Annotated in this window: 22 protein-coding genes and 4 tRNA genes; 16 read left to right on the top strand and 10 right to left on the bottom strand. The window is 48.9% G+C overall.

The window, feature by feature from the left end:
* Positions 1 to 40 precede the first annotated feature (40 nt).
* Positions 41 to 1,123, bottom strand: a complete 1,083-nt coding sequence (gene prfA, locus ACJJI3_RS21890) for a peptide chain release factor 1 (protein ID WP_444896327.1) — start codon at positions 1,121 to 1,123, stop codon at positions 41 to 43.
* A complete protein-coding gene (gene hemA / locus ACJJI3_RS21885) occupies positions 1,120 to 2,397 on the bottom strand; it encodes a glutamyl-tRNA reductase (RefSeq protein ID WP_444896326.1) in 1,278 nt (425 codons plus the stop codon). The genes prfA and hemA overlap by 4 nt, the downstream gene beginning before the upstream one ends.
* A gap of 237 nt (positions 2,398 to 2,634) precedes the next feature.
* Between hemA and ACJJI3_RS21880 the strand changes: the two genes are divergently transcribed.
* The 11 genes from ACJJI3_RS21880 to ACJJI3_RS21830 all read left to right on the top strand — a co-directional run bounded on the left by ACJJI3_RS21880 (position 2,635) and on the right by ACJJI3_RS21830 (position 11,449).
* A complete protein-coding gene (locus ACJJI3_RS21880) occupies positions 2,635 to 4,452 on the top strand; it encodes a tetratricopeptide repeat protein (RefSeq protein ID WP_444940927.1) in 1,818 nt (605 codons plus the stop codon).
* Entirely contained in the window at positions 4,436 to 5,083 is a 648-nt protein-coding gene (gene lolB / locus ACJJI3_RS21875; RefSeq protein WP_444896324.1) for a lipoprotein insertase outer membrane protein LolB, read from the top strand. Before ACJJI3_RS21880 ends, lolB begins: the two co-directional genes overlap by 17 nt.
* Positions 5,084 to 5,169: 86 nt before the next feature.
* Positions 5,170 to 6,075 (top strand): 4-(cytidine 5'-diphospho)-2-C-methyl-D-erythritol kinase, encoded by a 906-nt coding sequence (gene ispE / locus ACJJI3_RS21870; RefSeq protein ID WP_444940926.1) that lies wholly within the window; start codon positions 5,170 to 5,172, stop codon positions 6,073 to 6,075.
* An 11-nt stretch (positions 6,076 to 6,086) separates the two neighbouring features.
* Positions 6,087 to 6,161, top strand: a tRNA-Gln gene (locus ACJJI3_RS21865).
* A gap of 355 nt (positions 6,162 to 6,516) precedes the next feature.
* On the top strand, positions 6,517 to 7,446 hold the full coding sequence (locus ACJJI3_RS21860; protein WP_282934570.1) for a ribose-phosphate pyrophosphokinase: 930 nt from the start codon (positions 6,517 to 6,519) through the stop codon (positions 7,444 to 7,446).
* Between the two features lie 189 nt (positions 7,447 to 7,635).
* Entirely contained in the window at positions 7,636 to 8,256 is a 621-nt protein-coding gene (locus ACJJI3_RS21855) for a 50S ribosomal protein L25/general stress protein Ctc (RefSeq protein ID WP_413663073.1), read from the top strand.
* A 5-nt stretch (positions 8,257 to 8,261) separates the two neighbouring features.
* Positions 8,262 to 8,858, top strand: a complete 597-nt coding sequence (gene pth, locus ACJJI3_RS21850; protein WP_444940925.1) for an aminoacyl-tRNA hydrolase — start codon at positions 8,262 to 8,264, stop codon at positions 8,856 to 8,858.
* A 206-nt stretch (positions 8,859 to 9,064) separates the two neighbouring features.
* Entirely contained in the window at positions 9,065 to 10,156 is a 1,092-nt protein-coding gene (gene ychF / locus ACJJI3_RS21845; protein WP_282933944.1) for a redox-regulated ATPase YchF, read from the top strand.
* Between the two features lie 57 nt (positions 10,157 to 10,213).
* A complete protein-coding gene (locus ACJJI3_RS21840) occupies positions 10,214 to 11,167 on the top strand; it encodes a DMT family transporter (RefSeq protein WP_444940924.1) in 954 nt (317 codons plus the stop codon).
* 91 nt (positions 11,168 to 11,258) lie between these two features.
* A tRNA-Met gene (locus tag ACJJI3_RS21835) sits at positions 11,259 to 11,335 on the top strand.
* A 39-nt stretch (positions 11,336 to 11,374) separates the two neighbouring features.
* Positions 11,375 to 11,449: transfer RNA gene (locus ACJJI3_RS21830), tRNA-Gln, on the top strand.
* A gap of 119 nt (positions 11,450 to 11,568) precedes the next feature.
* Here the strand turns inward: ACJJI3_RS21830 and ACJJI3_RS21825 are convergent.
* Together ACJJI3_RS21825 and ACJJI3_RS21820 are read right to left on the bottom strand one after the other, a co-directional pair.
* Positions 11,569 to 12,651 (bottom strand): sulfite exporter TauE/SafE family protein, encoded by a 1,083-nt coding sequence (locus ACJJI3_RS21825; protein WP_444940923.1) that lies wholly within the window; start codon positions 12,649 to 12,651, stop codon positions 11,569 to 11,571.
* Between the two features lie 127 nt (positions 12,652 to 12,778).
* Positions 12,779 to 13,486: a SapC family protein gene (locus ACJJI3_RS21820; RefSeq protein WP_444940922.1), complete on the bottom strand. Its 708-nt coding sequence runs from the start codon at positions 13,484 to 13,486 to the stop codon at positions 12,779 to 12,781.
* Between the two features lie 428 nt (positions 13,487 to 13,914).
* On the opposite strand from ACJJI3_RS21820, the gene ACJJI3_RS21815 reads away from it, so the two are divergent.
* Together ACJJI3_RS21815 and ACJJI3_RS21810 are read left to right on the top strand one after the other, a co-directional pair.
* Positions 13,915 to 14,070, top strand: a complete 156-nt coding sequence (locus ACJJI3_RS21815) for a DUF5993 family protein (protein ID WP_444940921.1) — start codon at positions 13,915 to 13,917, stop codon at positions 14,068 to 14,070.
* A gap of 10 nt (positions 14,071 to 14,080) precedes the next feature.
* Entirely contained in the window at positions 14,081 to 14,641 is a 561-nt protein-coding gene (locus ACJJI3_RS21810) for a disulfide bond formation protein B (protein ID WP_444940920.1), read from the top strand.
* An 81-nt stretch (positions 14,642 to 14,722) separates the two neighbouring features.
* On the opposite strand, the gene ACJJI3_RS21805 is transcribed toward ACJJI3_RS21810, so the two are convergent.
* Positions 14,723 to 14,797 (bottom strand) — tRNA-Cys (locus tag ACJJI3_RS21805).
* A 197-nt stretch (positions 14,798 to 14,994) separates the two neighbouring features.
* Positions 14,995 to 16,176, bottom strand: a complete 1,182-nt coding sequence (locus ACJJI3_RS21800) for an MFS transporter (protein WP_444940919.1) — start codon at positions 16,174 to 16,176, stop codon at positions 14,995 to 14,997.
* Between the two features lie 408 nt (positions 16,177 to 16,584).
* Between ACJJI3_RS21800 and ACJJI3_RS21795 the strand changes: the two genes are divergently transcribed.
* From ACJJI3_RS21795 to ACJJI3_RS21785, 3 genes are all read left to right on the top strand, one after another.
* Positions 16,585 to 17,598, top strand: coding sequence for a Vgb family protein (locus ACJJI3_RS21795; RefSeq protein ID WP_444940918.1), 1,014 nt, complete (start codon positions 16,585 to 16,587; stop codon positions 17,596 to 17,598).
* Between the two features lie 364 nt (positions 17,599 to 17,962).
* On the top strand, positions 17,963 to 18,562 hold the full coding sequence (locus ACJJI3_RS21790) for a class I SAM-dependent methyltransferase (RefSeq protein ID WP_444940917.1): 600 nt from the start codon (positions 17,963 to 17,965) through the stop codon (positions 18,560 to 18,562).
* A gap of 47 nt (positions 18,563 to 18,609) precedes the next feature.
* On the top strand, positions 18,610 to 19,473 hold the full coding sequence (locus ACJJI3_RS21785; protein ID WP_444940916.1) for a DUF4396 domain-containing protein: 864 nt from the start codon (positions 18,610 to 18,612) through the stop codon (positions 19,471 to 19,473).
* A 78-nt stretch (positions 19,474 to 19,551) separates the two neighbouring features.
* Here the strand turns inward: ACJJI3_RS21785 and ACJJI3_RS21780 are convergent, their stop codons facing one another.
* The 4 genes from ACJJI3_RS21780 to ACJJI3_RS21765 form a co-directional block, all read right to left on the bottom strand.
* Positions 19,552 to 19,953 carry a hypothetical protein gene (locus ACJJI3_RS21780; protein WP_444918043.1) on the bottom strand — a complete coding sequence of 134 codons (402 nt, stop codon included), beginning with the start codon at positions 19,951 to 19,953 and terminating at the stop codon, positions 19,552 to 19,554.
* 33 nt (positions 19,954 to 19,986) lie between these two features.
* Positions 19,987 to 20,901 (bottom strand): zinc metalloprotease, encoded by a 915-nt coding sequence (locus ACJJI3_RS21775; RefSeq protein WP_444940915.1) that lies wholly within the window; start codon positions 20,899 to 20,901, stop codon positions 19,987 to 19,989.
* Between the two features lie 554 nt (positions 20,902 to 21,455).
* Positions 21,456 to 22,007 carry a putative adhesin gene (locus tag ACJJI3_RS21770; RefSeq protein ID WP_444940914.1) on the bottom strand — a complete coding sequence of 184 codons (552 nt, stop codon included), beginning with the start codon at positions 22,005 to 22,007 and terminating at the stop codon, positions 21,456 to 21,458.
* A gap of 2,350 nt (positions 22,008 to 24,357) precedes the next feature.
* On the bottom strand, positions 24,358 to 24,846 hold the full coding sequence (locus tag ACJJI3_RS21765) for an SMI1/KNR4 family protein (RefSeq protein WP_444940913.1): 489 nt from the start codon (positions 24,844 to 24,846) through the stop codon (positions 24,358 to 24,360).
* Positions 24,847 to 24,848 lie beyond the last annotated feature (2 nt).

Here is a 24,848-nt window from a genome sequence, read left to right as displayed (position 1 = left end):
CTATAAAAACGCCGCTCGAGGCGGCGTAAAAAATCTGGATTTATTGGGCCAGGGCCGCCAACTGGTCGGCCTGGTACTCCGTGCGCAATGGCCCGATCACCTCCCCCAGAGACCCCTGCATAATCTCATCGAGTTTATAGAGAGTGAGGCCGATACGGTGATCGGTAACCCGGCCCTGGGGATAGTTGTAGGTACGGATTCGCTCAGAGCGATCACCACTGCCCACCAGGCTGCGGCGGGCATCGGAAATTTCCTGGGCCGCCGCCGTTTCCTGCGCAGTATTGAGCTTCGCTTGCAACAGTGCCATCGCCTTGGCTTTGTTCTTGTGCTGGGAGCGCTCGTCCTGACACTCCACCACAATCCCCGTGGGAATATGGGTTAAGCGCACAGCGGAATCGGTTTTGTTAACGTGCTGACCACCGGCACCGGATGCACGGTAGGTATCCACACGTAAATCCGCTTTATTAATTTCAATCGCATCGCGCTCATCCGGCTCCGGCATCACCGCGACCGTACAAGCCGAAGTGTGGATACGACCCTGGGATTCTGTTTCAGGAACCCTTTGTACCCGGTGCGCACCGGACTCAAATTTTAATTTTGCGTAGACATCTTCACCGGCGACGCGGGTGATAATTTCCTTGTAACCACCGTGCTCACCAAGGTTTTCACTGACAATTTCTATGCGCCATCCCTGTTTCTCCGCATAGCGAGAGTACATGCGGAACAGGTCGCCGGAGAAAATAGCCGCTTCATCACCACCGGTTCCTGCGCGAATTTCCAGGAAAACATTTTTTCTGTCATTGGGGTCGCGCGGCAACAGCAAAGTCTGTAGCTCTCGCTCTAGCGGCTCCACTTGACCTTCAGCCTCGCGCAGCTCTTCCTGAGCCATCTCGCGCATTTCCGGGTCATCTTCCCCCAGCATCTCCCGAGCCGCGACTATATCTTCCTGCAACTGTTTGTAAGCGCCGTAGCATTTCACCACTTCTTCCAGCTCAGAATACTCGCGGGAAAGATCGCGGAATTGATCCTGATCAGCAATTACGTCGGCATCGCCCAACAGCGCAGATACTTCCTCGTGGCGCTCAAGCAAGGTTTCCAGTTTATTCAGTAACGATTCTTTCATTGATGCTTTTTCTCTAAATCGATATCGGTGAGATCATCCAACCCAACGACCTCGCGAGCGATACGCAAACGCTCAACATCACCCTCCGCCGTGGCTTTTTTCAGACTGACGGTGGGTGCATGAATTAATTTATTAGTGAGAGAGCGAGCGAGCTGCTCCATCAGTCGACGAGGGTCCTCGCCTTTTTCCAGCTGCAAAAGTACCCGTTCAAGTTCGGAAGTGCTCACTTCCTGGGCTCGCTGCCGATAACTGCGAATACTATCCACAGCCTCCAAAGAGCGGCTCTCTTTGGTAAATTCAGCCGCAGCAGCATTTACGATTTCCTGAGCGGCCTCCGCCGCTTTCTCACGGGAGCGCTTGCCCTCATCAATAACCCCGCGCAGATCGTCCACCGTATACAGATAAACATCATCCAGCTCGCCAACTTCCGATTCGATATCACGGGGTACCGCAATATCCACCATAAACATGGGGCTGTGCCGACGCTTGCGCAGCGCCGATTCGACTGCTCCCTTGCCCAGGATCGGCAGCTGGCTCGCGGTGGAACTGATAACGATATCCGCGCGCGCCAGATGCTCGGGGATATCCGCAAGCAGGATTGCCTCGGCACCAAAGCTCTCTGCGAGCAACTGGGCCCGACTCAATGTGCGGTTGGCAACAATGACCTGCTTGATTCCCTGATCGAGCAAATGGCGGGCAACCAGCTCCACAGTCTCTCCCGCACCGATCAACAGGGCAGTCTGCTTTTTCAGGTCGGTGAAGATACGCGAAGCCAGAGAAACAGCAGCGTAGGCAACAGAAACCGGGTTTTCACCGATTGCAGTTTCGGTGCGAACCTTCTTGGCGACGGTAAACACCCGCTGGAAAACCCGGTGCAGTTCACTGCCAACACTGCCGGATTCCCGCGCCACCGCATAGGCGGACTTGATCTGGCCGAGGATCTGCGGCTCACCCAACACCAGGGAATCGAGACCACAGGCAACGCGCATCATATGGCGTACCGCTTCTTCATCGCTGTACACATAGGCACAGCCCTTGAGCTGCTCCAGGGGCACCTGGTGGTATTCAGACAGCCATTGCAACAGGGCTTCTGACTCCACATTTCCGTATATTTCGGTGCGATTGCAGGTAGACAGGATGGCCAGCTCGCGGCACCCCAGTGCTTTTCGCGCATCTCCCAGTGCGCCGGGCATCACCTCGGGGGCAAAGGCCACCCGCTCGCGCACTTCGACCGACGCGCTATCGTGGTTGATACCCAGGGTAAGAATTGGCATAGACTTCCGTTAGCATTAAATCTTAAAAGGCGGAAACCGCACTGGGAGCGCATTTTCATAGGCAGCCGTCTCCCTTGCAAGCGTAAGAGGCAGTAAAATTGCCCGCCGATTTGACAAGAGCCCCTGCCCACTACCGTTCCAAACCCGATTCACGACTAGAATTATATGGCGATAATCGTTTAAAACACGCCAGTAATACCCAGCTTTCAGCGACAACGTAACGTATGGACACGATCTATGCTCCCACCTCGCGCACATCAGCTTCCGGCCCGAATTTCCAGCCACTTGCTCAAGCTTGCCGCATTCCTTGTAGCATCCGTAATGCTTGCTTCTTGTACCCAGTACCAGACGCCGGCAGCCCCCTCTACAGAAACCGTGAACACAGCACTGGAGCCTAGCAACCTTAAGGGAAAGGAAACCACTGAGTCAGAAGGGCCGGAAGCTAAAACTTTCCCTATTGATACCTTCTACACCCTTCTAGTGGCCGAAGTCGCCGGTATCCGCGAGCAGTACGACGTTGCACTAGCCAATTACTACCACCAGGCGGAGGTCACCAAAGATCCCGGGGTTGCCGCCCGCGCTACACGCATTGCCCGCTTTTTAAATGCCCGCCAGGCCGCCTTGGATTCAGCCAGGCTATGGGTAGAGCTTGAGCCACAAAACGCCGATGCACAGCTGGCCCTCACAGCCGAGCTGACTTTGTCCGGCGACTTACACACAGCCCTGATTCACGCCAGTAAAACCCTGGAACTTGGCGGCAACCCACCCATGCAATCTCTCGCGGCAACCGCTATCGGGCACGAGCAACTCACAGATCAAGCCAAGCGGGAGTTTGCCCGGCTGGCAAAAGTCTACCCCCTCGATGACGAGGTCGTGCTCGCCTATGCCATGGTACTGCGCACCGAAAGGGAATTCGCCCGCGCCCTGTCCCTGGTGCGCCGCGTCCAAGAGCACCATCCAGACCAACTGGATGCACCACTGCTAGAAAGTCACCTATTGGTTGATCAGGGCAAGCGCAAGGAAGCCATTTCCCTTCTCGAACGACTCGTCGGCATCCATCCCTCCGAGAGCCGCCTGCGCCTTCAGTACGCCCGCCTGTTGATTCGGGAGGACCTGGCCCTGGCACGCAAACAGTTTGCCGAACTGGTTAAGCAGCGCCCTGAAGATGGCAACCTGATTTTGTCGTTGGCCCTAATTCAGTACGAGACCGAGCAAACTGACGAGGCCAAAGTCCTCTTTACCCAACTACTTGAATTACAGCAGCACGAATCCGCTGCTTATTTTTACCTGGGCAGCATTGCAGAAAAATCTGGGGATTTTTCCAATGCAATTAAATATTTCCGCGAAGTGGGGCCCGGTAGTGATTACGTAGAAGCCATTACTCGCGGTACGGAATTACTGACGAGCCTCGGACAGTACAACACTAACCGGGAGTGGTTTGCTGAACTAAGAAAAAAACACCCCACTCAGGAAGAACATTTTTACCTGATGGAGGTCGAATTACTTCGCAAAAGTGGTGAAGCCAGTATGGCTTTGCAGCGAGTAGACGAGGCACTACAAACCAACAGCACCAGCGGTCGCTTGATGTACACCCGCGCGCTGTTGCATGACCAACTCGGCAACGCACAACAATTCGAAAAGGACTTGAGAAACCTACTGGAAAGAAATCCCGATAACGCCACAGTTCTCAACGCGCTCGGCTATAAACTGATTGAAGATAAATCCCGGCACACAGAAGCCTACCAATTGATCAGCCGCGCTTTGGAGCTCGAGCCTGAGGACCCGGCAATAATCGACAGCATGGGGTGGATAGAGTACCGTCTCGGCAATCACGAAGCTGCGGAAAAGTATCTGCGGCAAGCGATGGAAAAGTTGCCCGACCACGAAATTGCCGCACACCTCGGTGAAGTACTCTGGGTTCAGGGAAACAGAGAAGCCGCCATGAATATGTGGAGAAAAGGCCTTCTGCTGAATCCCCACAGCAAAATTATTCCGGCTGCCATGAAGCGCCTACAAATCAAAGAGTCACTGGAACAACATGCATCAGATAGCTGACAAGACAACCGCGCGAAGATTCTATCTGTTACTGCTGGCATGTCTGGCAATAATGGTTTCCGCTTGTGCCGGTCAAAAAACCAAACAGGAACCGGAGCCAGGCTCCCCCACTGAAAATCAAAATCCAACGCCGCAAACAGTAGCTGAATTTACCCAGTGGAATCTCAAGGGCAAGCTGGGTGTTCGCTCCCCCAAAGAAAACGGCAGCGCTAACCTGGCTTGGCTTCAGGGCGGTGCAGAGAACTTTCGCCTGCATCTCAGCGGTCCGCTCGGAGCGGGCACTACCGTCATCACCGGCTCAGCCGGTGGAGTCAGTTTGGTGCGCGGTAGCGAGCCGCCAATTTATGCGCGCAACCCGGCACAGCTAACCCAGGAAGCACTGGGCTGGCCCCTGCCCGCCCGGGAGATGTTCTACTGGGTGCGCGGTCTTCCCGCGCCCGGCGCCAAAAGTGGTGAGCAGCGCAACGCCCAGGGCCAGCTGCAAAGCCTGCAACAATCCGGCTGGGCCTTGAGTTTTAGTGAGTATCGCAGCGAAGGCTCCTTTATGCTGCCAACCCGGATCAAAGCACAAACCAACAGTCCCACTGGCCCGGTATCCGTCACCCTGGTGATTAAAGACTGGGGGTTGTAGAGAGTTTCACATAACTCTGCCAATGCCCAAATCGCAGCATGCAGGTATTATGGCGATCCTGTAATTGATTGACTCCTTTTTGCCTCATGCTGCTAACCCTGCCCGCCCCAGCAAAACTCAACCTGATTCTGCGCATTCTCGGCCGTCGCCCGGATGGCTATCACGAGTTACAAACCCTGTTCCAACTCCTCGATTTCGGCGACTTATTGGAATTCAGTGAGCGCAGCGATGGCATTGTCAGTGTCGATGCCGGCCAGCTGGATGTAGCTGAAGAAGACAACCTGGTTTATCGCGCAGCCCAATTGCTGCGCAAACAAGTTGAGCCGGACCGACAAAATTCTCTTGGCGCCTCTATTCGGTTGATAAAGAAGTTGCCTCACGGCGGCGGCATCGGTGGAGGCAGTAGCGATGCCGCCACCACTTTGCTCGGGCTCAACCACTTATGGCAGTGCAATTTATCGATCAATAAACTGGCGGAGCTGGGGCGGCAATTGGGCGCGGATATTCCAGTTTTTGTGTGGGGACGCACCGCTTGGGCGGAAGGGGTTGGTGAAAAATTAACCCCAATAACCACCGAGCAACGCCACTACCTGGTTGTCTCAACTGGTTGCGAAGTGAGCACTGCAAAAATTTTTCGCGATTCACGTTTGACAAGAGATTCAGTCGCAATTACATTAGCGGCCCTTCGCGAGGAGCAGGCCAACGAGATGCGACTCGGCAGCGAAAAACTGGAAACATTTTCCGGTAATGACTGCCAACCATTAGTTGAGAAGCTCTACCCTGAAATACGCGATGCCAGAGAATGGCTCGAGCAATTTGCTCCAGCACAACTCACCGGCACCGGGGGCTGCATTTTTGCGGCATTCCCTACGGCAGAGGCAGCCATTGAGGCACACGCCAAACTGCCTGAAGCGTGGCAGGGTTTTACAGCAGCGGGTGTATTGGTTTCACCGACACATCAAGCGCTAGCGAAAATCTCCTCAGATTTTTGAGGAAACATTACTGGGGCGTAGCCAAGCGGTAAGGCAGCGGGTTTTGATCCCGTCATGCGAAGGTTCGAATCCTTCCGCCCCAGCCACTTTCTTTATATGCAATGGCGCAGTCAAAAACCGGTTCCGACATGATTCAGTCTACGCTGATCCAGCCGGCCCAGGCCATTCGCACAGGGCATTACAAAGCCACCCCCCAATATTTAAAGAATCCTGAAGGCAGGCTTGAGCGCAAGCGCCCGATGGTTGTGCGAGCACGCACCCAGAGCAACCCGTTGAGCAAGGAAAAAAACTGTGGCCAAAACCCTGTTTTTATCCGCGCAACAGTGCGCCGCTCAACGCAAAAGTGTTGCAGCAAAAACCCTGACTGCTAGCAAATATGCAGGCATCTACACTTCAATTCACTTCAAGACAGAATTAAAGGAACTCGCAGTGGCTGACTTAATGGTCTTTACCGGCAACGCAAACCCGGAACTGGCACAGAAGGTTGTCGACCATATGGCGATCCCCCTGGGTGAAGCCACGGTCAAGCGCTTCTCCGACGGTGAGATTGCAGTAGAAATTACCGATAACGTACGCGGTCGCGACGTTTTCGTGGTGCAATCCACCTGCCAACCCACCAACCGCAACCTGATGGAACTGATCCTGCTGGTAGACGCCCTGCGCCGCGCCTCCGCCGGCCGCGTTACCGCTGTAGTCCCCTACTTTGGCTACGCCCGCCAGGATCGCCGCGTAAGATCCCAGCGCGTGCCGATTTCCGCAAAAGTGGTTGCCGATATGATGGTAAGCGTAGGTATCGACCGCGTATTAACCGTCGACCTGCACGCGGAACAGATCCAGGGCTTCTTCGACGTTCCTGTGGATAACGTTTACGGCTCCTCTGTCCTGCTCGACGATATCGAGCGCCAAAAGTACCAGAACCTGGTGGTGGTATCCCCGGATATCGGCGGTGTTGTGCGCGCCCGCGCCGTGGCCAAGAGCCTCGACTGCGAACTGGCTATCATCGACAAGCGCCGTCCGGCCGCCAATGTTGCCGAAGTAATGAATATTATCGGTGAAGTCAGCGGCCGCACCTGCCTGCTGGTAGACGATATGGTCGACACCGCCGGCACCCTGTGTAACGCCGCCAACGCCCTGAAAGAGCACGGCGCCGAGAAAGTTGTCGCCTACTGTACCCACCCGGTACTGTCCGGCAACGCCATCACCAACCTGAACAACTCCGTTCTGGATGAGCTGGTGGTTACCGACTCCATCCCCCTGGGTGACAAAATGGAGAAGGCACCAAAAATTCGCCAGCTGACTCTGTCTGCAATGCTGGCCGAGTCCATGCGCCGTATCAGCAATGAGGAATCCCTGTCCGCAATGTTCCGCTAGGAGCTTGCCGATCGAGGTATCCCTGCGCCCCGCATGCCGGGGCACTTTGCCTTTAGCGCTGATTCCCGTAGAATACGCGCCCGCCCGGCACTGCCGGGCAATTACTTTTGGGCCCAGTGCCCATTTAACATCCATGCCAGAGCGGTCCGGTCGCAGGTCACTCTGGACAGACAACCCGAGGTTTATCCCATGTCTGATATTAAATTGAACGCCATTGCCCGCAGCGATGAAGGGAAAGGTGCGAGCCGCCGCCTGCGTCGCCTGGAAGGCCGTGTACCCGGCATCATCTACGGCGGTGAAGCAGAGCCTGCTTCTATCTCCGTGCTGCACAAAGACCTGACCAAAGCTCTGGAAAACGAAGCTTTCTTCTCCTCCATGCTGACTGTTGACGTAGACGGCAAAGAAGAGAAAGTTATCCTGCGCGACCTGCAGCGTCACCCGGCCAAGGCCCTGCTGCTGCACATCGACTTCCAGCGCGTATCTGCCAACACCAAAGTACACGTTAAAGTACCTCTGCACTTCCTGAACGAAGAGAGCAGCAAAGGTGTTAAGGCTGGCGGTATCGTTTCCCACACCCTGACCGAGCTGGAAGTTAACGCTCCTGCCGGCAAGCTGCCTGAGTTCATCGAAGTGGACCTGGCCGACCTGGAAATGGACGGCGTACTGCACATCTCCGACCTGAAACTGCCGGAAGGTGTTGAGTCTGTGGCACTGAGCCACGGTGCAGACCACGATCTGGTTGTAGCTTCTATCCACAAGCCTCGCGGCGCTGTGGAAGCTGAAGCCGAAGCTGGCGAAGGCGAAGAGTAATCGCCTTGACTGCGGCACCGGATACTCCGATCCAGTTGATTGTCGGCCTGGGAAACCCCGGACCGGAATACGATCGGACGCGACACAACGCCGGTGCCGACTTTGTTGTCGAGCTGGCCCGCCAACAAGGCACCCAGCTCAGCCTCGACAGCAAGTATCACGGCCTCACTGGCCGTGTGCGGGTCGGCAGCCAGGATATCCGGCTGCTGATTCCCACCACCTATATGAATCGCAGTGGCCAATCTGTCGGCCCACTGGCGAACTTCTTCAAGATTCCCCCGGAAGCCATTCTGGTCGCTCACGATGAGCTGGACCTGGCCCCAGGTATCGCGCGCCTGAAAGCCGGCGGCGGTCACGGTGGACACAACGGCCTGCGGGATATCATTGCCGCACTGGGCAACAACCGAAACTTTATGCGCCTGCGACTCGGCATTGGCCACCCCGGCAGCTCGAGCGAAGTGGCCCGGTTTGTACTCCAGCGAGCCCCCAGGGCGGAACAGGAAACACTGGCTGATGCGATCGATCGCTCGATCGACGTGCTGCCCACCGCCGCTTCCGGCGACTGGGGCGCAGCCATGAAAACGCTGCACACCAACAAATAGATCCCACCCGCCGGCTTGCCTTTTGCCGCGGAAATCTCGATAGTGTGCTGCGCTAAATTGCCGGTATTTTCCCGGCTGGCCCGGACCCTGTGGTGGCCGAGACATCCCGCCCATCCAAAATCCCGCCAGCGCAACCACTACCGGACCTCAAACGCAATTAGCAGAGCGCGCTGTATGCGCCTCGGGCAAACGGAAAAAATATCACCATGGGTTTTACTTGCGGTATTGTCGGCCTACCTAATGTGGGCAAATCCACCCTATTCAACGCATTGACCAAAGCGGGTATCGATGCGGAAAACTTCCCCTTCTGCACTATCGAGCCCAATGCTGGGGTCGTGCCGGTACCAGATCCCCGCATCGACAAGCTGGCTGAGATCGTCAAGCCGGAAAAGGTAATTCCCACCACCATGGAATTTACCGATATCGCCGGTCTGGTTGCGGGCGCCTCCAAAGGGGAAGGTCTGGGTAACAAGTTCCTCGCCAATATCCGCGAGACCGACGCTATCGCCCACGTTGTTCGCTGCTTCGAAGACGATAACGTTATCCACGTCGCCAACAAAGTACACCCGGTAGCGGATATCGAGGTAATCAACACCGAGCTGGCCCTGGCCGACCTGGACACTGTGGAAAAGGCCCTACAACGCTTTACCCGCGCCGCCAAGGGGCAGGACAAGCACGCGATCAAGATGAAAGCGCTGCTGGAAAAAATCCAGCCACACCTGGATGAAGCCAAGCCGCTGCGCTCTTTCGAGCTTTCAGAAGACGAACTGGCGGACCTGCGCGAACTGAGCCTGCTCACTATCAAGCCCACCATGTATATCGCCAACGTGGACGAAGATGGCTTCGAGAACAATCCGCACCTGGATGCTGTAGCAGCTATCGCCGCTGAAGAAAACGCGGTACTGGTACCTATCTGCAACAAGCTCGAAGCAGAAATTGCCGAGCTGGACGACGAAGAGAAGCAGGAGTTCCTGGAAGAACTGGGTATGGAAGAGCCGGGGTTGAACCGCGTGATCCGCGCCGGCTACCAACTGCTGGGCCTGCACACCTACTTCACCGCTGGCGTGAAGGAAGTTCGTGCCTGGACCATCCCTCTGGGCGCTACCGCTCCCAACGCCGCCGGTAAAATCCACACCGATTTTGAAAAGGGTTTTATTCGCGCAGAAGTGATCAGCTACAGCGATTACATTGACAACAACGGTGAGGCCGGCGCTAAAGACGCTGGTAAATGGCGCCTGGAAGGCAAGGACTACATTGTCGCCGACGGCGACGTAATCCACTTCCGCTTTAACGTCTAACCGCCTCTCCTTTTTTGCCTCCCCACCCCGGGGAGGCGCGCCACCCGTGTAAATTCCATGGCTCAATCAAACTGGAAAGTCGGCCTGCCCCTGGCGCTGATTACCGTATTTATGTGGGCAACCCTGCCCATCGCTCTCAAAGGGCTTCTCGAATACATCAGTCCCGGTACCGCCACCTGGTATCGCTTCGCCGGTGCAGCACTGTTAGCGGGCGTCTACTACGGACAGGCGCGTAAACTACAGCTCAAGCCACTATTCAGTCGCGGCTTACTACTTTTCACCTTCCTAGCCATTGCCGGCCTTCTTGTGAACTACCTCGCCTACGCCAGTGGACTCAATCACATCACCCCTGGTGCCGCCCAGGTTGTAATCCAACTGGCTCCCCTGCTTCTGCTGATATCCAGCGTGCTTTGGCTGGGAGAGCGCTTCTCTCTGCGTCAGTGGAGCGGCGTGGTACTGGTAGTAATCGGGCTGCTGCTATTTTTTAACCAGCGCCTGGAAGAGCTGACCAGTGGCGCCGGCGGCGAATACCTGCTGGGGCTCGGCTATATCCTGATCGCCGCTGTCACCTGGGCGATTTACGGCTTTTTCCAGAAAAAAATATTGAGCCGCGCAACACCCCAGGATCTACTGGTAGTAATTTATATCGCAGGGACCCTGCTCTTCCTGCCCATGGCGGAGCCAATGAAGGTTTCTCACCTGGGCTGGCTCGAGTGGGTGCTATTGGCATTTCTCACCGCCAATACGCTGATCGCCTATGGGGCTTTTAGCAAGGCACTAGCGCACTGGGAGGCATCCAGTGTCAGCGCAACCCTGTCATTAGTGCCAGTCATCACCCTATTGTTCAGTACGCTGATCAGCTCTATCTGGCCCGACTATATTGCAGTTGAGCCGCTCAACTGGATAAGCTGGGCCGGCGCTGGCGCCGTAGTATTCGGTTCCGCCCTTGCCGCAATCAGTTCCAGGCGCGGTTCTGAGCAGTCCCGGGCATCAGATGAAAAAAATCGCTAACTATCTGAAAAGAATACAAAAAAGTGTTGACACCCCCGGCCCATCGTTTAATAATGCGCGCCCTCGGGACAGCCGAGACAACAAAAGAAATGGCAAGGTAGCTCAGCCGGTTAGAGCGCAGCACTCATAATGCTGAGGTCGGGAGTTCGAGTCTCCCCCTTGCTACCATTTCAAATCACAGAGACTATTCTTTGTGAAACTTGAAACTGGGGCGTAGCCAAGCGGTAAGGCAGCGGGTTTTGATCCCGTCATGCGAAGGTTCGAATCCTTCCGCCCCAGCCATCTTCCGAAATTATCTAGCAGGCCCAAGTCTGGGCAGCAATCAAAAGCCCAACCGTTTTTTATCTGATTCTGCGAATAGTTCGCCAGAGTTCGTCCGGCGAACACAATCGAAAAATCAACTACTCCGGCAGCACCACACCATTCGCTTCCACAACTGTCACTCCGGCTCTATCGGGCTCAAGGGCAGTAGTAACTGAAGTTGCTGCAGGCGTTCGCACTTGTTCCCTGCGCAAACCCAGTGCCCGCAGCCACTCGAAACCCGCCAGGCAGCACAGCAATGCCAGCAGCACTAGCGGGCCGCCATATCCCTTCATAGCCTCACTCTCGGACATACAGGTCCACACAAGCTGAACAACGCACAGGAAGGCCACAATCAATAGGGTCGGCTTGCGTCCCAGCAAGCTAACGACAAAAACGCCCAGAGGCGCCCCCAGGGCCACTACCGGTGCTGCCGCCAGCCAATTCCCAAACACCCCAGGCTGCCAATCTCCCGCCAGCGACTTCACTATTACTCCGAGTACCGAGCAAAATGCCATGATCACCACGGATGTAGGGATCGCCACCTTGAGATCCACCCTGCTCAATAGCACAAGAGCCGCATACACCAGCATGTCCACACCCACACCGGTAACTGCCACCACGCAAAAGCCGGCAAAAGCACCCAATAGCAAGCCGACACGAAAATCTGTTGGGCACCGGGGGTCCCCCGCGTGCTCACAATCAGTAATTTCGCTGAGGCGATACAAATGAAAAATACCAAAACTGCCCCAGAGGACGGCAAAGGAGAGTTTCACCCAGAGTTCGGGTATCAGAGGGGCAAACAGCAGGATACCGGCGGGAGTCGCCAATAGGGAACCCAGCAGCGCCCCCCGCAACATCGACCAGGCCAGCTGCTGGCGTCGGCAGAGAATAAACAAACTGGCGCTGACCATCCCTATCGATTGAACCGCAAAACTAAAGTCGCGACCCAGGCTTGCCGGCATATCAAAAAACAGCACCAGCACGGGAAACCCAACTGTCCCGCCGCCCATCGGCGTAGAACCTGCGGCATAGCTACCCAGCGCCATCGCCAGGGCCATAGACCAATGCTCGAGCGCCAGGGCCAGGTTCTCGCCCTGTAAAATCAGGAACAACCAAACACCGTAAAACAGAGCCAACCAAGTAAACCAATAGCGAAGAGAGAATCGCGCCACGTTTTTCATCTTATTATTTGTGAGCTAAAGCGTCAGAGAGAGACAATAGTGGTACGAGTGTGAGATGGGATCAAGGCAAGATTTGGCGACGGCTAGAAGGGTTGCCCGGCAGACTCAGCTGCCGGGCAAAGCGCAATTAGTTCAAGCGCTTCTTGCGAATCAGGTTTTGAACCTGCATAGAGGACATCATAGAGGCGTAGATTGCCGGCAGCGCGCCACGCTTACGCAGCTCCAGGAAGTCTTCATCAGACAGCTTGTTAAGCTTCTCTTCATCGATAACAAAGAAACCTGTCAGATCGTAAGGCTTGTCATCTTCGCTAACACGGAGAGTGAGTTTCTTCTGGGTCAGCAAGTCCTTGGAAACCAGGAACTCGATAAAAGAGTCAGTCACTGCAACACGCTGTGCAGTTTCAACCACTGCCTGGGCACGATTCTTCAGGAAGTCAGTTTGCTCGCCTTCCTCATCGAACAGCGCTTCACCTTCAGAGTCGCTCAGCATCTTGGAGTCTTCGTCGATGCACAGAACAGCCTGATCAGCGTTATCTGGATTCTTCACCAAAACAAACGGGTAAGTGCGCACTTGCACAGGAATGTAGCTGCCATTCCAGCCATCAGCGCCAGAGAACAGGTTCTCACCGGGGCGCAGACCGGTAAGCGCCACAACTTTAAACTGGTCAGTATTCTGGTCTTTAACAAACAGGATCGGGTAGCTCTGGGCTGCCTGTACAATTTCCTGAACCACCAGCGGCAAGATGTGATTACCGCTTACATGGTCAAAAGTAATGTCCTGGGTGAGTTTCAGGTTGGCATGTGCCTTTTTATCCAAAGCTTTGATCTGTGCCATAAGTACAACTCCTAGCTACTTTTATAGTTACTAAATTTTCAGAGATACCCTAACGTACCACTCTTCTACGCATCTACGATGACAAATGCTTCCCGGCAGTCGCCGGAAACCAAAGCCAGCATTAAACAGGGAAGAAGCCCAACTGGCAAACAAAGTCCACCAACATTAACCTAAAGACAAATTTATTTGATTAGGTTCATACTATTCAAGACTATCGCACCAATTAAATTCACTACTCCCCCCTTAAAATGACCCGGCAACCTTCAAACTCAACGAATCGAGTATTAGCTAGCCAACCCTGACAGGTAGCGCATTACCTGTATCACCCCTCCCTAACCTCTACAGCTATCGTAACAAGTGGTGCTTTTTTATACGATTGAAGAAGTGGTTGGAGTGAGTTCGATGCAAAAACCGAGGGGCGCCTCATTATGATGAGCCTACTATTTCTCTTCCATCTCCTTGCAATGGCTCTAGCCGTGAAGAATTACCACACCCTAGCAACCGCAACATTCATTTTTGCCTTGATATCAAGTATCGCCTGGCTGGGCTATCACACCGGCGACAATCTCAACTTGGCCTTGTAGAGGAGGGTGAATGGGGCAAATATTTCGAGAGCTTAATGCAGTGGGCATACTTGCCGTATGTGCCGTACTCGTCGCCGCAGAGTACTTTCAATTAGTGAATGGAGAATTGCCCTGCCCTCTCTGTTTACTCCAACGGATTGGACTCACAGGAGTCTTATTTGGCCTGATGCTAAATGTACTCTATGGCAATCGCCCACTACATTACAGCCTGGCTACACTGTCAGCGCTATTTGGCGCCGCTACCGCACTGCGCCAAGTCAGCCTACATGTTATTCCCGGAACACCAGGTTATGGCAATCCATTAATGGGGTATCACTATTACACCTGGGCACTGATTATCTTCTACATGACAATTATTGGCATCGCGATTGTCAGTGCATTTAATAAGCAATATGGGAACCCCATATTTATTAGCTTTCGAGATCAGAGAGCTCTCGGAAAAACGGCCATAGTGGCTGCATTTTCAATTACCACACTTAATATATTTATAACCTTCGCAGAGTGTGGACCTACTGTCTGCCCGGATAATCCAGACAACTATTGGCTCTTTGGCGCTATCGACGGAATTTAAAAGCAAGCTGAGAAAAGAAAAGGGGGATAGCTATACAAAAGACAGCTTGCCAAGCATATATCCATAGATCAACAGAATAGATGGAGGCCAGGACCGGATTCGAACCGGTGAAAAACGGTGTTGCAGACCGTCGCATTTCCTCTCTGCCACCTGGCCATAAAAAAACCCGGCGCTTCCGCTCCGGGTTCTTTGACTCTACGGAAGCAAAAAACGCTTCCGAATAAATTTACAGAAGCACGCAGGTTGCCTGGCAGCAACATATAGAAAGAAGTTCTTGCGCGTATTTCATAGTAAATTGTCTTGTTCAAGTTGCCGCCAAGGATAATGGAACAAAAACTCCATTTCAACTCTTTCTAGGTAGCCCCAGAATACTGCCCAACCCTAATCTCATTACCGGGCAACGGCTGCTCTGGAACCAGCTGTGCCAACCCAAGAGAAATTAAGGCCATTAAAGACCCGGCAAAGAATACCATTGGCGGAGAGACAAGCCACAGCAAGCCAAATACTACAGGGATAACTACTGCGGCAATATGATTGATAGTAAAGCTGACTCCAGCCGAAGCCGCGATATCCCGCTCGTCGACTATCTTCTGGAAGTAGGTTTTAATCGCAATTGCCATAGAAAAGAATAAATGGTCAACAATATATAATGCCGCTGCCAGCTCAGCACTTTCTACCAGCGCATAACCCGCAAATACCAGTATCAGGCCAATATATTCCAAAGTGAGGATACGGCGCTCGCCAAATCGAACGATAAACTGTCCGATCTTCGGTGCGATATACAAATTAAGTAAATGGTTTACCGTATAGAGAGCAGCAACCTCCCCCACGCTGTATCCAAATTTCTCCACCATCAAAAAACCAGCGAATACTATAAAGATTTGCCTGCGAGCCCCACTCATCATCGTGAGCGCATAATAGAGCCAATAGCGTTTTCGCAGAATAAGCTTCTTATGCTGGCTGTGGGGCTGAGCAAACTGAGGGAAAAGGACCCAGGCACCTAAAGCAATGACAATGGTCGCGCCACCACCAATTAGATAAACCCAGGAATAATCCAAACCCGCGAAGTTCATTAAACCCCACACCAAACCATAAGCCAGAAGCGCAGCAAAGGAACCTGCGGCAGCCATGCGTCCCATCCAAACTGCTGCTGTTTGTTTGGGAAACCACTGGAGTGCCAGGGAAGTCTGCAAGGTCTCATAAAAATGAAATCCCGTAGACATTAAAAGTGTAGTGAGTAACAACCCGGTCAATGATGGATACAGTCCCGTTAGCATCACTCCAAGGCCAGTTGCTACCAGGGAGATTATCGCCAGCCTCTGCTCCCTGACAAAAAGCAAAACAAAGACTACCAGGAAGGCTAAAAAGCCAGGTATCTCACGCACACTTTGCAACAAACCAATATCTGCACCGGTAAATGCTGCCTTTTCAATGACAAAGTTATTAAGTAGCGTATTCCAAACAGCAAATGAGAGCGGCATCGAAGCTGCCAGAATAAGCAAAAGAATTTCAGGCCGGCGAAGACGTTGTAGCATAAATGACCTCCTATAGCTAAGGCCCGCAATATACGCCCTCAATATCCAACTGTAAAATTATAAAAATAGCACTGGAGAATGAGCTTTTCATCGAGAATATTACAGCTCATAAATCAAATACTAATTAAACCATTAAATAGTGGTAACACCGACCAACCACTTGCTCAATTGCCCGAAAAATTGGTAAACAAGACGTACCAATTGGAAAAGTAGCAAGCAATCTAATTATGTATAAATTACCGCTGATTATGTATTTTGAATGAGATGAGGAAGCTTAGTTCACTATCTATAACGACTAGAATCAGACAATTCTAATCTAAACTCACCTATGCTTTAACTGCTATATAGCTAGGCGCCTTACACCACAGCATGGCTGATTACCGACATAGATAACTCTTGGAGAGAAAAATGCGTATTCATTCCTGGCGAATTTATCATCTCACCTTAGTCATGATATTTACCACACTCCCTTTTCTACTGGTGAACGCCGTTGCTCAAGAAGATAACTTACCTGACAAACTTAAATTAAACGAATGGAAGGTTCCCTGGGAGGGACTCCCCAGAGACCCGCATGTAGACAGTAGAGGTAATGTCTGGTTCTGTGGACAAGCGGGTAACTACATCGGGAATTTTACACCCACCTCTGAAGAGTTTAAGCAGTATGAAATACCTGAAGGTACTCACCCTCATAACCTGATTGTGGATTCAAACGATATTGTTTGGTATGCAGGTAATCGAAATGCGCATATTGGGCGATTAGACACTAATAATGGACAAATTAAACAATATCCAATGCCTGAAGGTATCAAAGACCCACATACGCTAGTCTTCAATCGAGAGGGAAATATCTGGTTCACAGCCCAGCAAAGTAACCGCATAGGCCTGCTAAATGTACAGAGTGGCAAAGTTCTAAGTGTCACCCCAACAACCGCTAATGCCCGCCCCTATGGTATTAAGATTGATGCCCAGGGAAACCCCTGGGTAGCTCTATTTGGCACCAACAAGTTAGCGCGAGTAGACGCAAAAACCATGGCCATAAATGAGGTTAACCTGCCACGCCCAAATGCTCGCCCTCGCAGACTGGAAATCGATCCTACCGGCAATATTTGGTACGTTGATTATCCAGAAGGCTATTTGGGGCGTTATACTCCGACGACCAAGGAGTTTAAAGAGTGGAAGCTACCCAGTAAGAATCCACGCCCCTACGGAACAGCACTGGACAACAATAACCAACTTTGGCTCGCTGATACTGGAGAGATTCCAAATATCATTTTTGCCTTTAACACAGAAAAAGAGAAATTTACAAGCAAGACCCCAGTTCCAAGTGGTGGAAATATAAGATATATGTATTTTAACAATATGGATGGAAGCTTTTGGTTTGGTGTTGATTCTGGGTTTATCGACCAGGGAATACCAAAATAGAAGTATATATAGCTCTATTGATATCAATCGATGTATGGCGTCACTGCAATAGTTCTATATTTCCTGATACAGGACAAACTATTCAAATACAGACTTCCATTTAGAATTCTAATTTTTTCAGCTCTACTAACAGCCATTCACGGCGCTCTAGTGAGGCAACCATTGATGGATTACCTTATTGGCAACCCACTACAAGTTACACTAGCTTAAAATGGCATGAAGTGGCTCATGTGGATACTCGTGGCGACCGTTATAATTATAGGTGTTGAAGTATTCGCCTCAAATAAATCAAACTCTAACGAATCTACAAAACAAAAAGCGTGCAGCAATCATTAAATAAAACTCATAAACAGAATTTACAATTATGGAACCGAAACAAACCGGGATAGCATACGATACCATCACACATCTATGGGAACGTAAAGAGTTCAACAGGAACAACGGTATTAGCCAGTATAAGCGGGCACTTGGCCTTGTAAAAAATAGAGGCTCCGCACTAGATGTAGGGTGTGGCTGCACAGGAAGGCATATCGAGCTTCTGCTAACTGAAGGATTTTCTCCCGAGGGAATTGATGTTTCTGAGAAAATGATAGAGATCGCCAGGGATAAGCACCCTAATGTCAACTTCTATCTAGAGGATATATGTAAGTGGAAAGCCACAAGAAAATATGACTTTATAAGTGCGTGGGATAGCATCTGGCATATACCAATTGAAAAACAAGAGGAAACAATAAGGAATCTAGCGTCTTACTTAAACAAGGAAGGCGTTCTAATATTTTCCTTTGGTGGAACAGATAAAGAGGACTATCATACGAATGATGCGATGGGACCGGAATTATATTACTCCACCTTAGGCACAAATAAATTTGTACAACTCCTTATTTCATCTGGTTGTATTTGTAGACATCTGGAGTACGATCAACCGTCAGAATTACACGCCTACTTGATTGCTCAGAAGATATAATTATTTTATATACACGGACCCCGCCCCCTCAATCATGGGTAGCCTATATGTTAACCGGAGCAATGCTTGTTTGGTTTATTCTTACCAGTCTCAGCCTAGTTTTTGTTATTTGGGACTCAATCACTAATGCGCCAACCAGCTGGGTTCAGCGCCTGGCTTGGATATTAGTGATTCTTTATACCGGTGTTATCGGCTTAATCTTCTACCTGCTCACCTGTCGCCGCCCCTTTCCAGGCGGCCATGATCAATTCACTCGAGCGACATGGAAGCAAAGTGTAAATAGCGAAATGCATTGTCTTGCAGGTGATGCAACTGGGATCCTTATCGCAGCATCTATTGTACCCACACTGGGCCTCACCAATGGATGGGATTCCATAATTGAGTACTTGGCTGGCTTTGTTTGTGGTTTGTTTATTTTTCAGGCATTGATGATGCGAAGTATGTATCAGGGAAACTACTTAAAAGCAGTGGGTAAAACTTTCTTTGCTGAAACTGTATCTATGAATATAGTTATGGCTGGCATGATACCCGCTATGGTAATACTGACTTCTATATGGCCAAATTCTGAAGACCCAACAAATGCTACCTTTTGGTTTCGTATGAGCCTGGCAACCATTGTTGGGGGCATCATTGCTTACCCTATTAACTATTGGCTGGTAAAAAATCACTTAAAACATGGCTGTATGACCCTCCCGGGAAAAGATGGAGTCGCACCCAATCTTGGTCATTGCTCTCATGAATGCGCCTCAAATTCAGCACCGCACATCCAGGCTACCTCACAAGCAGAAACGCCTAAAATGGAGATGCATTCTTTATCTTTAATGGAATCGAGTATATGGATAATGGGCACCTTTATAGTTCTTTTTCTTGCAATTTATGTCACAGATAAAATCACACCAATATACTTTTGATCTCAGAACTTTATGCACTCAAAATAATCGCTTAAGCATAAGATTCAAAAAAATTCTTTCTCCGCCTATAGCAAGATTTCACTCTGAGGCTGGTTGCCAATTGATTACCGGGCTTACTCCTTCAGTATTACATAACCAAACAATCGCTTTTATGCCAACCTTAAGCTTCCCCTTAGTGTCAATGAGTTTCTCCCAATCGCTGGAATGAAAAGAACGGCCATGGATGCGGAACTGCCCGAGAACCTCCTTCCAATTTGGCATAGTCAGGTTTAGAAACTCATTTGTTCCATGGTCAGTAGCAACCCAAAGCTTAACTCCATCTTTCACCCGCACAAGTTTTGTAATCTCCCCCTGCCATGAAGTTAATTGGTTTCGATCACAAGTCACGTACTCTGGAACAGCTAGCCTTTGAGCCAAAAGATTCGGACTAGCAAAAACAAATAAGCTCAGCACTAAAAATAAATAATGTTCTTTATTCATAATTAAAGAAGGGGGGCAAGCCCCCCTTAACCATTAAAGTCCACGATAAGTCGCGCTTTGTTCATCCGCGCGAGTGGCTTGACCTTCAGTGAACTCGTACATACAGCTATCGTCAGTATAATCCATAAAATTAGTTACCGGATCTTCCCCTTCAGCATTTCTTCCCCTGGTACAGGTATCCCGACCAACAGGGCAGCCATAAGCAGCCGATCTCTCCGCAGGAGTATCTGAGACATAGTCCCCCCGGCCAAAACATCCACCTTGGAACGTATGATAAAGACCCAACCAGTGGCCAACCTCGTGAGTTAAGGTGTCCCCCTCATTGTAGGGCGCAGCATCACCTCCAGGCACAGAACCAGTTAAAATTACTACACCGTCATCAAGTGGATCAGAGGAGTAACTACTTGGGAATGTAGCCCACCCAAGTAGGCCGTCACTAATTTCAGCTACATAGATATTCAAATCCCCGGCATCGCCAACTCGTAAGGAGGATTTCATTGACTGCTCAGCCGATGAATTGTAACCAACGTTATACCAAGAATTATTTGCTGTAACAGTGGTTGAAACTAAATTAAAAGTAAATGGAGTATTTGCGTAAGCATCATTCAACACATCCATTTGCGCATTAATCTCACTATTAGAAAGCGCTCCATTATTAGCTGAGTCAGTAATTACATGAAAGTAAACATCAACTTCTACAGAACCTGCGGGCCGCAATGTGTGTGCCACACTTCTATCACTTGATATACCACGCAGAGTAGAAAAATGCTGCTCTTTTAATGCAGCTTCCTGAATTGATGGGTGGTCTGTACCGCAGCGCTTTAGCCCAACGCTATTGTTGGCAGCCTCAACCGAAGAAACACTCTGAGCAAAACCTATAGTTGATGAAGCAAGCACGCACAATGATAGAGCAGTTTTAATCGAGATATTGGAAACAGTCTTTCTCATAACCTAAGCCTTAATTTTATTATTTATTTACACTCCCATAAGAGCCCGCCAACTTTCCACGCTTCCATAAACTTTTGTCAATAGCACCAATTCTTAAATTGATGATAATGACACCAAACTCTTTAACAAGGCGTAACGTTCAACAAAAAAATGTAAATATAAAAAAATAAAAACCCAAAAAAACAAAATGCAGATACATTCTTCTCTAAAAGTAGTTACATATGAAATTTTTTCACGTAAAACACAAGGTGCAACTCACTTAAAAATGCGAACAAAAAGTTGAGGAACCTGAAATTACTGACAGGTAAAATTCCAACAAAAAATACCGAATTTTATTTCAACAAAGCGGACAGTTATATTTTTTATGATACATCATCGCAAAAACAGCTCGCACCAACTGGGGTTAACAATAAAAAGATATTCCAACCACTAGAGCACCCAATTCAAAAGGCCAATCACAAATAACAAAGGCCACTTACCTTCTGTGGCCATGAAGGTAAGTGGCCTTTATAAATTCTACAATTTTTAAACTAGAGTGAACACTCTGCTCTAAATTAACCCCACTGTTTTTGAGAGCTAAGATCATTTCCGCTGCTCGGCGAGCGGCAGGCGGTAAAGTGAAGCTTGTTATAACCTAGCTTATTTTCAGTAATAACTTTTAGAACATCATCTAAATGAATATGGGCCCCCTCTTCAACCAAAATCAAATCATGATCATGAAGACCACTCTGCCAAGCCTTCTTAATATTATCCACATGACCAGGGCTTTTTTCATTATATGAGAGATTATAATTATAAACACTCGCACCACCACCAGCTATCGAGTGAACTTTTCCTGACCCCATATTTAGGAACTCTAAAGTTCCAAATTTTTCTTTACTATTTTCCTCATTGGCAGGCTTACCTGTTTTTGTCAAACTCCTGACTGCATGATCAGAAGACGCCGAACCATGAAATGAGTAGAAGTATAGAGCCAAATTCTCTGGCAATTCAGCGTTACCAAAAGAGCCGTTATCAAATGAACCATGTGCGTAAAGGATCGCCTCATTACCACTGGCTTGTTCTTTTTTATGAATTATTACTTTTCCAAACTGAACAGCTTTCATCACATCCCCTATCAATCAAAGGTTATAGAACCTATTTTTGACTGGAATACCAAGGCCCGGTCGTAAATTTAGATTCTTCATTTCAAGCTAGGCCTAACTGTCTTTAATGGTTGCAGATAAACAAATTTAGATCAATGGAAACAAATAACATGGAAGCATCTATCATTTAGTCACTAGCGCCACCCTAGAAAAATCATAATAAGGATAAATAAAAAAAACAGATGTTATCGAAATAAACATCACTCAAACTCTCAATAAAATACCAGCATCTCAATTAAGGAATTTTTTATGCAAATTTCAAAGTAAGAATGAAATATTAGAAATCTTATCAAACACCGCACCAACAACCACACAAAGTTTATGGCTATACACTCTGAAGGAAGCCCTACAACACACTGCAAGAAAGTTTCACTACAAACAAAAGACAACTCTTTACTCCAACAAACCGAGATTCAACCCAGCACAATTGAGATGCTCGTTTATCTATACAAAAGATATATAGGCGAGAAGCAGGAGACACCTTACTCACCTAATAGCCATAGTGCAGAACATAGACAGAGGACATAGCAAAGTAAAAATGAAGCAGATCCAAGCGGCCCCTTCTTATTTTGGCCATCGAATAAAGTGGTAACTTCAGGGTCGCTTATGCTGACACAACATAAAATGACAGTTCAAATACTTAATAAATAATTAGACGCGGGGAAACTAATCACGATTATCTGTAGCACTCAGGAGTCATTATAAATTACACACTATTCCTCACAAATTACTCACTGTAATCAAAGTGACTCTTTATAAGATCAAAATATGGATCCTGGCAATAACTACAAGCAACATCGTGACTGAGTTATATCTAAAATTCAAAACCTCGCTCCGACTTTCCATCAATATCGCGGCACATGTGTGATGAGCAATCGCTACATGCTGTACTTCAGATAAACAAAGAACTAACTCTGAATTGGCCGGATAGATAAGTCAGTCTGCGCAGGTAAAGGTTACTTAAAGCCTCCAATCTAACCCTGCTTTACCTTCAGGCGATACATATGATCATTACGAGGAGGGAAAGCTAACTCTTTGAAGAGAACTATTGAAGGGGCTTTGCTGATTTACACACTACTACAACAAAACTATCGCCCACCAAACTAATGCCGAAGACATTAGCACAAGTCTCTTCTAGAAAGGCCGCTTCAAGTTTCAGCGTTTATTGGATAAAAGGCACCTTGCTACCAATATTACCTTTGCCGACCTCACTCTTATCCATATTGATATAGTCACAACACCAGAAGAGACTAACTATGCCACGATTCAACAACACATATGTGCGGAGATCTCAGACCTTTAACCCAATAGGCTTCAGCAATTTATAGGTCGCGAGCATCTAAATAGGCTAAAAAGGTTAGACAGGAAAAATAGAGACGATACAACAAGCTGGCCAAACAAAGTTGGGAGGCATGAGACTATAAGAGCTACCTATCTGCTCCCCCCCCTGCTTATCCAATATCATAGGATCCAGCCAATATGTAATTGCATACTATTTATATTCAATCTTCCACGTCCTTTATATGTCAGTTCTAAATACAAGATTTACACTTCCCAATATACCTACTCCAAAAAATAGCTTTTGAGATGTAGTCTAATATTATTATTCTTAAGTGAAATAACCTGTCGACATCCTAGAGATAGCTAGTGAGCGCTCTTGAGATAATTAAGCTATCAACTAACACACCCACATGGAACGATATTTAATCTAAAATCTACATTTGATAATCGTGAGAATAACTGATACATTATTCTTTTACTTGATAATTCTCAAAGGTGATATTGATACAATATTCACTTTTGAAATTTTGGAAGGTTCATTTTGATATCTCTCCAAATAGTGGATGAGATACCCCTCCTCCCGTACTCAATGGCTTACCTCAAGCCATTTCTATATACTTTTCAGGCATAGTGAGAGCTGAATTCTCTGGCATCACTCCGGTAAATGAAGAGACTCCATCAGAAATATTTTCAATAAAAAACCAAATAGAGTTTAATACTACCCCCTCGTATTCACCTCAAAATAAGCTCTAGACATTTACCTTTACATATCATACTTACATAATTTTCATCTCTCCCTCGGCCTGTCTTATCACGCTCCACTGGCTTTATATTATCCACATATCGGGATGAGTTCCTCTTTGGCCTAATATATTTCCAAAATATAGATACTCTAGATTGGTTTGCCTTAAGCACTAAGTCGGATAGAAACCACATTAATTTTTCACTGACAGCACAGTTAGAACTTACTTTCAAACTGTGACTGTCCAGAAAAGTGTCCAAGGATTGTTCTATCAATGGCTTAAAGAACCTAGCCTTCTCCTTCTAAATCATCTACAGCTGCTTTAATTTCGTCATAAAAGAAATCGGCAAAATTTTCGGACAATTTTGTTTTATCTCCCGTTCGTTTAAATGACAGTGGCACCTCATAAACTGGGCCTTCTCCATGCTCATCTACTTCAGACAAATCTATGCAAAAATTTGGGCCATACCCAGACGTCTTAATGGCAATCATACTATCTGATAAATCGCCACGTTGGCGTAATGTGTTAGTTACAAATATTACGGATGGTGCTGCAGTTGCAGCCTTACCTGATTTAGTAAGGCCGTAGAACGTTTCGCCATCAAATGATAAGTTGCCATACTTATCGAGAAAGTATTTATAGGACTTAGGCAGTATCACCTTTAAAGCCTCTTCAACCTCCTTTATATGCTGACTAGACTCAGGTAATGGATAACTATCAATATCCTCACCAGTTTCAAGCATTAATTGATTTGCCAATTCTATTTTATTGTTCATAG

This window comes from Microbulbifer maximicatervae (SeqCode) (genome assembly GCF_052466985.1).
This window is presented reverse-complemented; position numbering and strand designations above follow the sequence as displayed.